This window comes from Collinsella sp. TM05-37, assembly GCF_003436455.1.
GTDB lineage: Bacteria > Actinomycetota > Coriobacteriia > Coriobacteriales > Coriobacteriaceae > Collinsella.
On sequence record NZ_QSPN01000026.1, the window covers coordinates 1 to 14,409 of the forward strand.

Consider the following 14,409-nt stretch of genomic DNA (forward strand, 5'->3'; position numbering starts at 1 on the left):
GTTCCGCTATGCGGTTGTCAATTTGCGAAAGAAATTATGCGTCACCTCAGTTTCACTAACAGCTTGTGCTAGGATAACTAACGTACATGACTTCAACTGTGCTCACGGCTCCAGCAGGCCGCATAGCACAGGGTCGATCAGCATCCGGCCGTAACGGCGGTGCCAGAAACACCATGAGGTCCAATATCGATTGCCATGCGCGATTTTGCACTTGTTTTTGCGGCTATTTATAAGTTCGCTTTCGGCAGTGTAATTGGTTGTTTTGGCAAACCACAGCAGTCCTTCAGCTGTTTGCGTGCGGTCCAGTTTTGAACCCGCTTGACTGGCTCGCACGCAGTCAGCTGGGGGCGCGGTCATTTTGCGATACACGTCCGCGTCTCTAGCAACTGCATTTATACATACCGTTCACGGTGGGGCAGAGCCACGTGCTTGTCTGACTGGGCTCAGGGTTTGAATATGGAGCGCCTCCGCGCACAAGCGCCCTGGCGAAGCCATACCCAAACCCCGTGAGCCACACGTAAGACAGCAAGGGGGTGGTGCTCGTGTGGTATGTAATCCAGGTCATTAACGGTCGCGAAGATATAATGCGCGAGCGCATTGAGCGTATGGTGCCGGCTGGTGCCATGCAGGAGCTCTTTTATCCCCAATTTCAAACCGAGATTAAAGTACACGGCGAATGGGTCAATACGACCAAGCCGCTCTTTCCCGGTTATCTTATCTGCGATACGGCAGATCCCCGCACCGTGCAACAGTATCTGCTTCGCATGGACGACTTTGCCAAGGTGTTATCCCAGGACGGACAGTTTGTGCCGCTGGCAAAAGAAGAGGTCCAGCTTATTGGCAGCTTTACGCATAGGGGAGACCGCGTAGTGCCCATGAGCGAAGCCCTTAAAGACGGTGACCAGGTCGTAGTTACGGCAGGCCCACTGCTGGGTCACGAAGGCCTTATCAAAACCATTAACAGACGCAAGAGCACTGCTTATTTGGAGCTCGACCTGTGCGGCCGACGCGTAACTACGCGCGTTGGCCTTGCCGTGCTTTCAAGTGAGCAGCGCGTCATGCGCAACCTTAAAAAGGCGATCGCCTAGCTGCAGACGGTCGCTACTCAGAACAGGGAGGATCCCCGACCCGGGGACGAAGTGTTGGAAGAGAACGTGTCGGATAAAACTCAATATACAACGGATGCGCCCGCGGGGGCGGCACTGATTGCTCAGGCCATGGACCGGCGTGAGGGCGTCGGCCGCTACAGGGCCACGCAATCCATTATGGACTGGGATCGCTCGCGCCTTGCCTACCGCACCGTTAAGCGCGCGTTCGACATCGTGTTCAGCGGCTGCGTGCTGGCTGTCATCGCCGTACCCAGCCTTGTGCTCGCCGCGGCCATCCGCCTTGAGAGCGAGGGCAACCCGTTCTACAGCCAGATCCGCGTGGGCCAGACCCACCGTGACGGCAGCCTATCAACCTTCCGCATGTGGAAGTTCCGCTCCATGTACAAGGACGCCGACGAGCGCCTCGCCGAACTCAAGGAGCAAAACGAGATTGCCGGGGCCATGTTCAAGATGAAGGAGGACCCCCGCGTCACCAGGATCGGCAGGTTCATCCGCAAGCACTCCATCGACGAGTTTCCTCAGTTTCTGAACGTGTTCCTGGGGCAGATGAGCGTCGTCGGACCCCGTCCGCCGTTGCCGAATGAGGTTGCGCAGTACACCGAGTACGACCTGCAGCGCTTGGCAGTGAAGCCTGGCATTACCGGCTGGTGGCAGGTTACCGACCGCAACGACACGGACTTCGATGGCATGGTGCGACGTGATTTGGAGTACATCGCTAAGCGCGGCGTGATTACCGATCTAAAAATCATCGCCCTTACAGTCATTGAAGTAATAACGGGGGGGTGCCTGCTAGAGGCATTTCCCGAGATTTTTCCAATGGCGGGGTGTTAGCCCATGTCTAGGAAACCAACGGGAACCCTCTTCTACCGCATATGCAAGAGAACGTTCGACATAGTATTCAGCGCCTTTTGCACGGCGCTTCTCGCGATGCCTATAGCCGGTGTATGCGCAGCGATATGCGCAGAATCGCCGGGACGGCCCATCTACGCGCAAGAGCGAGTGGGCAGGGGCGGTCGGGCGATTCGAGTGCTTAAGCTCCGCAGCATGGTCACTGACGCTAACGATGTGCATAAGTACCTAAACCCTGAGCAATTAAACCAGTGGGAGGTCGAGCGCAAGGTCGACAACGATCCCCGCATTACCAAGGTGGGCCAGTTCATCCGTAAATGTTCCATCGATGAGATGCCGCAGTTTCTCAACGTACTTAAGGGTGACCTATCCGTTATCGGCCCGCGTCCCATCACGCGTGAAGAGTTGGAGCAACACTTCTCCGACGAGGAGAAGGAAGAGCTGTTGAGCGTCACCCCGGGCATCACTGGCCTATGGCAGGCGACTGACCGCAATGCTGCGACCTTTGAAAGCGGCTTGCGTCAACAGATTGAGCTTCGCTACGTACGCAATCGCTGTTTCCGCATGGATTGGAAGTGCTTCGTAGGTACTTTTGGCGCCATGTTCGGCAATTCCAAAACCGGTCGTTGATTTTTGAAACACTAATTATAGAAAGGTGAAATAAATGTCTTGCAATAGAACAGTGCCGTTCAATATTCCTCCTTGCGTAGGGGATGAAATCCAGTTTGTCCAACAGGCAGTTGAGGTCAACCACAAGATTGCTGGTGATGGCCTGTTTACAAAAAAGTGCAACGAATGGCTTGAGAGTCGCTTCAACTCCAATAAGATTCTGCTGACCACGAGCGGTACTAGTGCTCTCGAGATGGCTGCAATTCTTTGCGATCTAAAGCCTGGCGATGAGGTCATTCTCCCTTCGTTTACATTTACTTCAACGGCAACAGCGTTTGTTCTTGCTGGTGCGAAACTTGTTTTCGTTGATATCCGTCCTGACACCATGAATATCGACGAGACGAAAATCGAGTCCGCCATCACTGAACGTACTCGTGTTATCGTGCCCGTACACTATGCTGGCGTCGCATGCGAGATGGATACTATCATGGATATCGCCCGGCGCCACAACCTTCTAGTTGTCGAGGATGCGGCGCAGGCTGTCATTGCTACCTATAAGGGACGTGCTCTCGGCACTATCGGTGACTTTGGTTGCTATAGCTTCCATGAGACGAAGAACTATTCGATGGGCGAAGGCGGCGCCATCTCTATCAACAATTCCGCTTACTGCGATCGCGCGGAGATCATCCGTGAGAAGGGTACCAACCGCGCACAGTTCTTCCGCGGCCAAGTCGCAAAGTATAACTGGGTCGACTTCGGTTCGAGCTATCTTCCCTCCGAGCTCAACGCAGCCTATCTGTGGGCCCAGCTCCAGCACGCCGACGAAATCAACGAGAATCGTCTGGCAACATGGCGAGCCTATTACGCCGCCTTTGAACCCCTTGCGGAAAAAGGCCTTTTGGAGCTTCCGCGCATTCCCAAGGGCTGTGAGCATAATGCGCACATGTTTTATATCAAGTTGCGCGATCTGGAGGCCCGAACTTCTTTCATTACATTCATGAAAGAACATGGCGTGGGGTGCGTGTTCCATTATGTTCCCTTGCATTCCGCTCCAGCAGGCGAGAGGTTCGGCCGCTTCAGCGGAGAGGATGAACACACTACTCCCGATTCTGATCGTTTGGTTCGTCTGCCTATGTACTACGGTATGTCGCTTGAGGATTTTGAGTATGTCGTTTCCTGCGCCACAGAGTACTTTCTCAAGAAGGCGAGGGCGTAGGAATGGGTGAAATACGTCCCATTAAAGTGGCCTTCATTGAAGGCAAGATGAATTCTGGCGGCAAGAAGACGCTTTCCATGCAGTATTTTCTCAACTTCGACCCGGAGAAGGTCGAGGTCCACTTCATCTGCGACTCCGACTCCAACGCCGTGCCGACCGAGGAAATTGAGGCTCGCGGCGGGCGCGTCCATATCATCGCCCCTTACCAGAATATAGCGAAGAACATGTCCGATATGGCCGACGTGTTCAAGCGGGAGCACTTCGATGTGCTGCACGCCTATAACAGCACGATGAATCTGTTTCCATTGCGCGTGGCCAAGAAGTGCGGGATCCCGGTGCGCATCTCCGAGAGTCTGTCCATGGCAAACGAGCGCGAGCCCAAGACCGTACTCAAGCTTATTTTGCGCAGATTCTCAAAGCTCTTTGCAACACATTATATGTCCTGCGGCGAGGACTGCGGCCGCTGGCAGTTCGGCGACGCTCTTTTCGACGCGGGGAAGGTTAGCGTTTTCAAAACTGCCATCGACTCGCGCAAGAACTCCTTCGACCCCGTCCTTCGAGCAAGGACACGCACAGAGCTGGGGGTTGCGGACGATGAGTTGCTCGCAGGGTTCATTGGCAGGTTCGCTGCGCAGAAGAACCCCATGTTCCTGATGGAGGTCGTGGGGGAGCTGTGCAAACTCAATCCTAAGGCAAAGTTCCTGCTCATCGGCGACGGCGAGTACAAGGAGCAGATGCTCACCTACATGGACGCTAACAGCTTTACCGACCGCGTGATGTACTTGGGTCGCAGGGAGGACATCGTCGGGTTTTACCAGGCGATGGATTGTTTCCTGCTGCCGAGTCTATATGAGGGACTTCCTGTTGTTGGTCTTGAGGCCCAGTGTGCGGGTGCTGAAGTGTTTTTCTCGAGTGAGATCACGACCGAGGCATCGTTCTGCGGCCAAGGGCACTTTATATCCCTGACTGACGGCGCCAAGAAGTGGGCCGAAGAGATAAACGTCGTCTGCAGCCGTGGAAAGGAACGCACGTCTCGCACCGATGAGTGCATCGCCTCCGGCTTTGACTCTCGGGCCGAGGCGTTTAGGCTGCAGGATTACTACGCCAACGCATTAGCGGAGATGGGACGATAATTGAAAACTAATATGGCTGCCTCCACCAAGCCGCCCTTAATCTCGGTCGTGGTGCCCATCTATAACGTCGAGAGATACCTCGAGGAGTGCGTCGAAAGCATCTTAGCGCAGACTTACCCTAACATCGAGTTAGTTCTGGTCGACGACGGTTCGACGGACAACTGTCCGGCGATATGTGATCGATATGCAGCCGCGTGCGACCGTGTGAAGTGCGTTCATCGCGAGAATGGCGGGCTCAGCGCTGCTCGCAACACGGGTGTCAAGGCTTGCGAGGGGGACTACGTCGGGTTCATCGACAGCGATGACTATATCTCACCCGTTTTCTTCGAGGCGTTGTATCGAGCCATTAAACAGACCGGTACAGAGATGGCGGCCATGAGACACGGTGTCGACTTCTTTGACGGGGAGGAACCTGAGCTGGGGCGGGACGTTGAGGCCGCGAGCGAGTACGAGCTACTGAGCGAAGAACAGTACCAGGAAGAGGTTCTGTACCAGAAGAGTTGGGCCGGCGCTGTTTGGCGACTCTATACGCGAAATCTTGTCGAGAAGGTTTACTTCCCCGAGGGGCTTTACTACGAGGATGATGAGACTGCCTATCGGTTCACTCACGAGTGCGGAAAGGTCGCCGTACTGAAGGCGACCGATCTATATGCTTATCGGCAGCGCCCTACCAGCATCATGCGAGGTACTTTTAATCCAAAGAAAATAGCGAGCTGTCTGGAGATTACCCGACGCATGCGCATCAAAATGACCGAATGGTACCCACAGCTCTCTGATGCGACATGCTCGCGCTGTTTTGCAATCTGTCGCGTAGTTTTCTCCCAGATTCCCAAGGAGGACAAGGCGGCTCAGGCAACGATGTGGAAGGAATTGCAGAAATATTCTGCGACAGTGATTCGCGACCCGAAGGCGCGCAAGAAGGAAAAACTGGCGGCTTCAATATCGAGGATGGGACGCGTTCCTTTTTGCGTCTTCTGCGATGCTTATCGACGACTGCTTCACGCCCAATAGGTGATTATATGGCTTTTGCTACATTGAGCGAACGTAACATCAGGACTGCCGCCAATGGCACTTCTGATGGTGCCAAAGGAAATCTTTGCAGAACTTGGACTGCCCCAATGATCCTTGCTTTTTTGTTTCTTTTGGCGCTTTGTTTTCAAGATTCCAGCCCATTTGGTATTGAGACCGGTACCGTAAAGCCCTATCACCTCATGATGTTCGTGGTGCTGATATACAGCCTTTTTACTTTAAAAATGAAATGGATGCTGCCCGGTAAGTGGTTTTTTATCGGGCTCCTCGAATTATTAATCATTTCTTTTTTCGATTATTTGGCCTATGGGCTCAATGCCGCCTCGTGGCATTACGTTTTCATGTACATGATTGCGACTTGTTTTTATAATCTCGGGCGTGATTTTACTGTTGCGCAATGGAAAAGAGTAGCTCAGACCGTAGCTATTGTCATGATGGGCCTCGTCTTTCTCAAGTTAGGCTTCTACCATGACCGCATCACTTACTTCTTGGCCAACCAGTATATGGGGCACCCTTGGCTCCCGACCTTCTTCTTGGGCGGGGTGAATATTGAAAGTTCTTGGCTGGCAATGTTTTGCGTTTTCTTTGACTGCAACCGACGTGGCAAGGCTTATTTTTTTAGTGCCATTGCTCTGTCGATGATTTATGCCTCGCGAGCTAGTTTGATTATCTGCGTTCTCGCCTTTGTCTACATCTTTGTTTTTAAAAATGGCAAACGAGGGGTCTCTCTTAGGCTGTTCCTGGCTGTCGCCTGCATTGTCTGTGCTTTCATCGCGCTTGCCGCTAACGGCAATATCGTAATCGAACGTCTTCTTGAAGCGGGGCAGGATGATGGTTCGCTCGGCAGATTGAGAATGTGGGATTACGCAATCCCAACTTTTTTGGATGCCCCACTATTTGGAGCGGGAGCAGGAAACGCGATCAATCATGTCTCTCTTATTAGCGGTTTAGCATACGCTGAGGACAACGTTCATATGTACTTTCTCCAGGTTCTTCTCGACTTCGGAATCGTTGGATTTTTCATTTTCATAGCGATGGTCTGCTCCTTCCTCAACAGGTGTTTCTTGGATAAACTTGGCTCTCCGTTTGAAGCGTTCATCCTTATTTTCCTTATCGTTTCCTTCATCCAGTTCGGAGGCGGTGACGTACTCGTTGGTTTTGCCCTGGGAGGACTGTTCGCTCTTTGGCAATATGGCGAACGCGAGGCAGTTTGCTCTATTGAAATTACAAACAACCAGTCGATGGAGGCGGCAGCGTGAGGTTTTCAGTAGTCGTCCCTGCTTATAATGTAGAAAAATACTTGTTCGAATGTCTGCAATCTGTCACGGCTCAATCATTTCAGGACTTTGAGCTCATTGTCGTTGATGACGGTTCGACCGACTTGACTGGCACAATTGCCGATGAATTTGCTACCGCTAGCGACAAGGTTAAGGTCGTACACAAAGAGAATCAAGGTCTCCTTCTCGCTAGGCGAAATGGCCTCGCTCTTGCCGAAGGTGATTACGTCATTTCACTCGACGGGGATGATTGCTTGCGAGCTGATGCGCTCGACTTGATTTCGAAGGCAATTGACCGCACGAATGCTGACATTATCTCGTTTCGTTATTCGCGTAAGTCAGATTTCTCTACTTTCGATGACTCCGATCCGCTTGACGACGGCTTCTATTCTGGTGAGGGCTACAACATCGTAAAGAAGCACGTTTGTACAGGGCGGTTTAACAATCTATGCGGCAAAGCCTTTCGTCTTTGCCGCATAGATAGGGAGTCAACCTATGGGGCTTATGCGGGCCTGATGCATGGCGAGGATTTACTCCAGCTCCTTCCTATTGTCGATGCTTCCAGCTCTCTTTTCTGTTTGGACGAGGCGCTTTATTTCTACCGGCCCAATGATGGAGCAAGCACTTCACGATTTAAGCCTAGCCAATTAACTGATGTGGCGCGTGTAAACAAACGTCTAATCGCATACGGGAGCAAATGGGGGGATGACTGTCTAGAAGCCGCTAAACGTGGTGAGGTTGATCAATACATATATCTCGAAAAAATCAATGAAGTGGCTAATCGGAACCCTCTGGATGGCTTTTCTGAAATAGCTTCCGCGATGCATCGTTTCGGTGTCTTCGAGCGTATTGTCGGCACACCCCTACGGTTCGATAACTGGTTTCTTGTTCGCTGTCTCCAGTGTGGCAATCATCGAATGGCAAGGGCTGTAGTTCTGACTGTTGAATTATTGAAGGGATTTAGAAGTTGAGCAATTTAAGGGGACGTGCGCTTAGCGGCCTTGGAAAGATTTTGAGTTTAGCGAGTAGAACTCAGTTCAACAAAGTTGTCCTTATGTGCAACGTGGGTAGGGGTTACCTGGGTAATCCGAAATATATCGCCGAGGCGCTTCAACGACTATGCCCAAACGAATTTGATTTAGTTCTGCTCGTTAACGAAGAAGATCGCACCGCCCCTTCTTATATAAGGCAGGTTCGCAGGACAAGTTTTGCCGCGCAGCAAGAACTTGCTACTGCGCGGTTTTGGGTCGACAATGTGCGATCACCGCGTTACGTTCTTAAGCGCAGTGATCAAATTTATATTCATACATGGCATTGCTATATTTCTCCCAAGCGAGTTGAGCGCGATGTTAAAGACCACCTTGAGCCTGAGTATGTGGACTATGCAAAAGCTGATGGTGCGTTGACTGACTTGATGTTCGCCGATAACGATCTTTATGAAAATGTATATCGCACGGCGTTTTGGTACGACGGCCCTGTCGTCAGGTGCGGCGTCCCCAGAAACAGGCCATTGATTCTTGGGGATGAGGAAGCAAGGCTGAAAGTGCGAAGGACGCTGGGGGTAGATGATGATGCTTCTATTTGCCTATACGCGCCAACATTCAGAGCCGATTGGTCGGTTGATCAATACCGGTTCGATTTCGATGCTTTCATAAGAGCAATCTCGGAGAGATTTGGGAAAGATTACGTCTTTGCCTATCGGCTTCATCCAAACATTGCGAAGTTAACCAGGCCGGAGTTTTTAAACGGCTACCTCGATGCGACTGACTATCTGGATGCACAAGAGCTTTTGGCTGCGACTGACGTAATGGTTTCCGACTACTCTTCTATTCTTGAGGATTTTGCGCTTACCGGGCGGCCTGGCTTTGTATATGCCCCTGACTTTGATGCTTATTCGTGCGACAGAGGCTTCTATTATTCACTCGAAGATCGGCCTTTCTCTGTTGCTCGAACTAGCGATGAGCTTATCGCTAACGCTCGTGGGTTTGACGAAATGGACTATCGCAAGGCACTTGATCGGTTCTTCTCCTTAATTGGCTTTCAGGATGATGGCCATGGTGACGAACAGGTTGCTCAAATGATTATTTCCTTATCTAAAAACGGATCGACGGTTGGGGACATTCTTGGCTGATAAAAAACTTGCGGGCAATACGCTCGCTCTGTATATATTGTTGGCGACCTCCTATTTATTTAGCTTTATAGCCTTGCCCTACCTTACGCGCGTTCTAGGTCCGGAAGTGTATGGCCGTATCGGATTCGGGACGGCATTCTATTCTTATGCTTACCTAATTATTGACTTTGGGTTTATCCTCTCAGCAACTGCCGAGGTGTCCCGTGCTGGACTTGACCGGGCGAAGATTTCCGTAGCATTGACTGCTGCGTCCTTGGCGAAAATCGTGCTTGCGCTTCTATGCGGTCTGGTGCTGGCGGTTTTATGCCTTACCGTTCCACAATTTGCTGAAGACCCTCTTCTCTATTTTTTTTATTTACTTTATGCCGCTGCAAGTGCGCTGTTGCCTGATTTTGCCTACCGCGGCTTAGAAGATATGAAAATGGTGACGGTTAGCACCCTTGTCGTAAAGAGCGTGTTCCTGGTAGGCGTTTTCGTGTTCGTCAAGGATTCGACGCAGTACATGCTCGTTCCTCTCCTTTATTTTTTAGGTTCTGCAATTGCGGACATCTTTCTACTATTCCATCTTCGCGGCAAATACGGAGTCTGTCTTTGTCACATCGGGGTCTCCGATGTGTGGAGAAGCATGAAGGATTCTGCGCAGTATTTTGTTTCACGAGTTGCCTCTACGTTCTATTCCTCCTTGAACACCATGGTTTTGGGAGTCGTCTCTCCTGGCTCCGCTGAGCTAGGGCGTTTTACGGCTTGCACCAATGCGGTAAATGCAGGAAAAGGGCTTTCATCGCCAATTGCGGATAGCATGTTTCCCTATATGATCAGAACTAAGAACTACCGTCTTCTGGTCAAAATCATCGTATTTGGCGAAGTCCTGCTCGTACCCGCATGCATTGTTGTAGCCGTCTTTGCGCCTGGGCTATGCGAGTGGTTCTTTGGTGAAGGGTACGCTGAATCCGGAGACTATCTGCGAATCCTTATCACGCTCATTCCGATTTCACTCGCCTCATATCTCCTAGGTTTCCCGGCCCTTACTCCTATGGGCAAGGCCGGAGTCTCAAACTCTTCTGTGGTCGCTGGAGCGGTAATTCAAGTTCTTTTCCTTGTCGTGCTCTGGATTTATGGACAACTGAACGCGCTGAACATTTGCTATGCGACTGCTGTTACGGAAACCGTTGTGCTGTTAATTCGCGCCTTCTCGTTTATCGAGGGCTTGAGAGACATACGGAGGAAAAATTCCAATGAGCAACAGGGTTAAAACCGCGATTATCCTTGCCGCCGGTAAATCGTCCCAGTTCTTCCCGCCGCTTTACGACAAGCCCAAAGGGCTTTTCGAATACAAGGGCGAGGTGCTCATCGAGCGGCAGATCCGCCAGCTTCGCGAGGCGGGCGTCGAGGACATCGCCGTGGTTGTGGGCTACGAGAAGGAGCGCTTCTTCTACCTCGAGGACAGGTTCGGCGTCGACCTGGTGTTGAGCACCCGCTGGGCAGACGAGTCGAACCTCTCGAGCCTGGACCTCGTTCGCGGCCGCCTGGGCGGCTCCTTCCTGTGCTGCGCCGACCACTGGTACGCTGAGAACCCGTTCGTCGGCTTCGGCGGCGGGGACCGCTCCGTGCGCATGGTGCGCGAGCAGGGGGACGCCACGCGCGAGCTGGTCGCTGACGTCTGCGCCGACGGGCGGCTGGCGAACCTCCGCTGCGGAGCCCCCTCGGGCACTTGCATGGTGGGCGCGGCCTATATCGCGCCCGAGTGGGCGGAGCGGTTCTTCGGGCTCTACGACCGAGAGCGCGGCTACATCGGCGTCAAGGGCCTCCTGTGGGAGCAGTTCTGGGGCCGGCATGCCGACGAGCTGCCGCTCTTCGCCTCCGCCGCCCCCGAGGGCATGCTCGAGTTCGACAGCATGGAGGAGCTCGGCGAGGACGGCGTGCTCGCGAACGTGAGCCCCGCCGCAATCGCCAACATCTGCAGCCTGCTCTCGTGCGAACCCGAAGAGATAACCCACATCAAGCCGCTGAACGCGGGCCTGACGAACGTCTCGTTCTCGTTCCACCTCAGGCACGAGAAGTACGTCTACAGGCACCCGGGCGTGAGCTCTTCCGCCCTGGTCGACCGCGACGCCGAGGTGGTTGCCGAGCGCACGGCGATGGAGCTGGGCATCGACCCCTCCGTCATCGACATCAGCCCCGAGGGCTGGAAGCTCTCGCGCTTCGTGCCCTCGTCGCGCTCCTTCGACTACGAGAACCCCGCGGACCTCGCGGCGGGCGTGGGGCAGATCCGCGCGTTCCACGAGAGCGGCGCCTCCTGCGCGCTCGCGGTCGACCTCCTCTCCGAGGGCGACCGCCTGCTCGAGCTCGCGTCCCCGAGGAAGGGCGAGGCCGTGGGGCGCCTCGCCGGGCTGAGGCACAGCCTGGTCCGGGTATGGCACCACGTGGAGCTCGACGAGTGGCCGAAGGTGCTCTGCCACAACGACACGTACGCGGTCAACTGGATCGTCGGCGACGAGGGCCTTTGCATGATCGACTGGGAGTACGCGGGCATGAACGACCCGATGAACGACCTGGCGACCATGGTGGTGCGCGACGGGCTCTCGCGCGAGAAGGGCGACGAGATCCTGGCGCTGTACTTCGGGCGCGAGCCGAGCCCCGGGGAGAGGCGCCACGCCTACGGCGTGTTCGCGCTGTGCTCCTGGTACTGGATGTGCTGGTGCCTGTTCAAGGACACGCTGGGCGAGGACGGCTTCTTCATGCTGCGGAGCTGGCGCGCCCTCAACCTCTACCTCCCGCTTGCGCTCGAGATGTATGGAGATAATTAGAGATGAACGTAGCGATAATACTAGCCGGCGGCCGCGGCACCCGGGTGGGCGCCGACGTGCCCAAGCAGTTCATAGAGGTCCTGGGGCGCCCCGTGCTGTCCTACACCATCGAGAGGTTCCAGAACCACCCCGAGGTCGACGCGATAGAGGTGGTCTGCCGCAAGGGCTACGAGGACGAGCTGCGCGCCATCTGCGACGCCGGCGGCTTCGACAAGGTCCGCTGGGTGGCCGAGGGCGGCAGGGAGTTCCAGGACTCCGTCATCAGCGGCCTCAGGAACCTCGAGGGCGAGATCTCCGACGACGACCAGGTGCTCGTCCACTACGGCGCCAGCCCGTTCGTGTCCGACGAGGTCATCTCCGACGCGATACGCGTCTGCGGGCTGCACGGCAACGCCAGCCCCGCGCACAGCCAGGTGTACCTGGCCGCGACCCCGGGCGACGGCGAGGGAACGAGCGAGTTCGTGGACCGCGACGAGGTCATGTGCCTGAACTCCCCGCAGGCGCTGCGCTACGGATACGCCAAGTGGGTCTACGAGGAGGGCGCCCGCCGCGGCCTTCTGGACAAGGTGGAGCCGCACACCACGAGCCTGATGTTCGCGATGGGGGAGCGTGTATGGTTCTCGAAGGGCTCGACCGCGAACATCAAGATCACGACGGCCGAGGATCTGAGGCTGTTCAAGGGATGGGTTCTGGCTGGGAAGTGAAGCTCTTAGGAGGAAGCTGTAAATTATTTAATTACCTTTAGTTTGACCACTTCGTAATAGGCTGGCTATTGAAAGGATGATAGGGGATATGAAAGGCATAATCCTCGCGGGCGGGTCGGGTACTCGTCTGCATCCTATAACCAAGGCGATGAGCAAGCAGCTGCTGCCGATCTACGATAAACCGTTGGTGTACTACCCGTTGTCCGTGTTGATGCTGGCGGGCATACGCGAAGTGCTTGTCATCTCGACACCGCGTGACCTACCGGCGTTCAGGGAGCTTCTCGGCGATGGCTCCGAGTTGGGAATGCGACTAGAATACGCCGAGCAGGCCGTGCCTCGCGGTCTGGCAGAGGCTTTTACTATCGGGCGCGACTTTCTTGCCGGCGAGCCGTGTGCGCTGGTTCTGGGTGACAACATGTTCCATGGTCAAGACCTCACTCGCTTGCTTACGCGCGCAAAAGAGAGAGTGGAAGGTCGCGGCGGGGCCGTTGTTTTCGGGTATCCCGTGCAAGACGCAAGCGCCTTTGGCGTGGTGGAGTTCGACCAGAATCATCGGGTTGTCGGCATTGAGGAAAAGCCCGAGGCCCCAAAGTCGAACTATGCAGTACCAGGGCTGTACTTCTATGATGGGCAAGTTTCCGACATCGCGGCAAACGTTAAACCGAGCGCACGCGGCGAGCTGGAGATTACGAGCATCAACAACGCCTATCTAGATAAAGGTCAACTGTCGGTCGAGCTGATGGGCCGAGGCATGACGTGGCTGGATACGGGCACGCCCGAAGGTCTTTTGAAGGCTGCCGAGTACGTGGAGGCTGTCCAGAGCCGCCAGGGATATTACATCGCATGCTTGGAAGAAATCGCCTATCGTCGCGGATTTATCGACTATACACAGTTATATGAACTGGGCGAAGCGCTGAAGAAGACCGCATATGGCAAGTATCTTTTGAATGTGGCCAGCGAGGCTAAGAGGAGGTAAATATGACAGACATTTTCGAACCGAAGAACATCATCGTCACGGGTGGCTGCGGCTTCATCGGCAGCAACTTTGTCCACTATGTCGTGAACAACCACCCGGGCGTCCACGTCACTGTCCTGGACAAGCTGACCTACGCCGGCAACCCCGAGAACATCGCCGGGCTGCCCGAGGATAGGGTCGAGCTCGTCGTCGGCGACATCTGCGACGCCGGGCTGCTGGACAGGCTGGTCCCCGGCCACGACGCGATCGTGCACTACGCCGCCGAGAGCCACAACGACAACTCCATCGCCGACCCGGAGCCGTTCCTGCGCACCAACGTGGAGGGCACCTTCCGCCTGCTGGAGGCCGTCCGCAAATACGGCGTCCGCTACCACCACGTCTCCACCGACGAGGTCTACGGCGACCTGGCGCTCGACGACCCCGCGAAGTTCACCGAGGAGACGCCGTACCACCCGAGCTCGCCGTACAGCTCGACCAAGGCTTCCTCCGACATGCTCGTGCGCGCATGGACCCGTACCTACGGCCTGCGCACCACGATCTCCAACTGCTCCAACAACTACGGCCCCTAC

Annotated in this window: 14 protein-coding genes; all 14 read left to right on the top strand. The window is 54.7% G+C overall.

What is annotated here, in order from left to right; translation table 11 throughout:
* Positions 1-542: 542 nt before the first annotated feature.
* Entirely contained in the window at positions 543-1,088 is a 546-nt protein-coding gene (gene loaP / locus DXD48_RS09660; RefSeq protein WP_233514988.1) for an antiterminator LoaP, read from the top strand.
* 54 nt (positions 1,089-1,142) lie between these two features.
* Positions 1,143-1,940 carry a sugar transferase gene (locus DXD48_RS09665; protein WP_233514989.1) on the top strand — a complete coding sequence of 266 codons (798 nt, stop codon included), beginning with the start codon at positions 1,143-1,145 and terminating at the stop codon, positions 1,938-1,940.
* Positions 1,941-1,943: 3 nt separating this feature from the next.
* Positions 1,944-2,588, top strand: coding sequence for a sugar transferase (locus DXD48_RS09670; RefSeq protein ID WP_117565019.1), 645 nt, complete (start codon positions 1,944-1,946; stop codon positions 2,586-2,588).
* 34 nt (positions 2,589-2,622) lie between these two features.
* Positions 2,623-3,783, top strand: a complete 1,161-nt coding sequence (rffA, locus tag DXD48_RS09675) for a dTDP-4-amino-4,6-dideoxygalactose transaminase (protein ID WP_117565020.1) — start codon at positions 2,623-2,625, stop codon at positions 3,781-3,783.
* A gap of 2 nt (positions 3,784-3,785) precedes the next feature.
* Positions 3,786-4,916: a glycosyltransferase gene (locus tag DXD48_RS09680; RefSeq protein WP_117565021.1), complete on the top strand. Its 1,131-nt coding sequence runs from the start codon at positions 3,786-3,788 to the stop codon at positions 4,914-4,916.
* A gap of 12 nt (positions 4,917-4,928) precedes the next feature.
* Positions 4,929-5,927, top strand: a complete 999-nt coding sequence (locus DXD48_RS09685) for a glycosyltransferase family 2 protein (protein WP_147324170.1) — start codon at positions 4,929-4,931, stop codon at positions 5,925-5,927.
* Between the two features lie 8 nt (positions 5,928-5,935).
* On the top strand, positions 5,936-7,204 hold the full coding sequence (locus DXD48_RS09690) for an O-antigen ligase (RefSeq protein ID WP_158548979.1): 1,269 nt from the start codon (positions 5,936-5,938) through the stop codon (positions 7,202-7,204).
* Positions 7,201-8,193 carry a glycosyltransferase family 2 protein gene (locus tag DXD48_RS09695; RefSeq protein ID WP_117565024.1) on the top strand — a complete coding sequence of 331 codons (993 nt, stop codon included), beginning with the start codon at positions 7,201-7,203 and terminating at the stop codon, positions 8,191-8,193. The genes DXD48_RS09690 and DXD48_RS09695 overlap by 4 nt, the downstream gene beginning before the upstream one ends.
* 41 nt (positions 8,194-8,234) lie before the next feature.
* The gene (locus DXD48_RS09700) at positions 8,235-9,353 is read left to right on the top strand and encodes a CDP-glycerol glycerophosphotransferase family protein (RefSeq protein WP_255413216.1); all 1,119 of its coding nucleotides are present in this window, start codon (positions 8,235-8,237) and stop codon (positions 9,351-9,353) included.
* The gene (locus tag DXD48_RS09705) at positions 9,346-10,605 is read left to right on the top strand and encodes an oligosaccharide flippase family protein (protein WP_158548980.1); all 1,260 of its coding nucleotides are present in this window, start codon (positions 9,346-9,348) and stop codon (positions 10,603-10,605) included. The genes DXD48_RS09700 and DXD48_RS09705 overlap by 8 nt, the downstream gene beginning before the upstream one ends.
* Entirely contained in the window at positions 10,589-12,160 is a 1,572-nt protein-coding gene (locus DXD48_RS09710; protein ID WP_117565027.1) for a phosphotransferase, read from the top strand. The genes DXD48_RS09705 and DXD48_RS09710 overlap by 17 nt, the downstream gene beginning before the upstream one ends.
* A 2-nt stretch (positions 12,161-12,162) precedes the next feature.
* Positions 12,163-12,864: an IspD/TarI family cytidylyltransferase gene (locus DXD48_RS09715; RefSeq protein ID WP_117565028.1), complete on the top strand. Its 702-nt coding sequence runs from the start codon at positions 12,163-12,165 to the stop codon at positions 12,862-12,864.
* 88 nt (positions 12,865-12,952) lie between these two features.
* Positions 12,953-13,840 (top strand): glucose-1-phosphate thymidylyltransferase RfbA, encoded by an 888-nt coding sequence (rfbA, locus tag DXD48_RS09720; RefSeq protein ID WP_117565029.1) that lies wholly within the window; start codon positions 12,953-12,955, stop codon positions 13,838-13,840.
* A 2-nt stretch (positions 13,841-13,842) separates the two neighbouring features.
* Positions 13,843-14,409, top strand: a 567-nt coding sequence (locus tag DXD48_RS10285; RefSeq protein WP_233514990.1) for a dTDP-glucose 4,6-dehydratase, incomplete at its 3' end; no start/stop codon positions are given.

Coding starts and splice junctions, on each gene's coding strand:
- DXD48_RS09670 (WP_117565019.1), top strand. CDS start 1,944: ATGTCTAGGAAACCAACGGGAACCCTCTTCTACCGCATATGCAAGAGA.
- rffA (WP_117565020.1), top strand. CDS start 2,623: ATGTCTTGCAATAGAACAGTGCCGTTCAATATTCCTCCTTGCGTAGGG.
- DXD48_RS09680 (WP_117565021.1), top strand. CDS start 3,786: ATGGGTGAAATACGTCCCATTAAAGTGGCCTTCATTGAAGGCAAGATG.
- DXD48_RS09685 (WP_147324170.1), top strand. CDS start 4,929: ATGGCTGCCTCCACCAAGCCGCCCTTAATCTCGGTCGTGGTGCCCATC.
- DXD48_RS09690 (WP_158548979.1), top strand. CDS start 5,936: ATGGCTTTTGCTACATTGAGCGAACGTAACATCAGGACTGCCGCCAAT.
- DXD48_RS09710 (WP_117565027.1), top strand. CDS start 10,589: ATGAGCAACAGGGTTAAAACCGCGATTATCCTTGCCGCCGGTAAATCG.
- DXD48_RS09715 (WP_117565028.1), top strand. CDS start 12,163: ATGAACGTAGCGATAATACTAGCCGGCGGCCGCGGCACCCGGGTGGGC.
- rfbA (WP_117565029.1), top strand. CDS start 12,953: ATGAAAGGCATAATCCTCGCGGGCGGGTCGGGTACTCGTCTGCATCCT.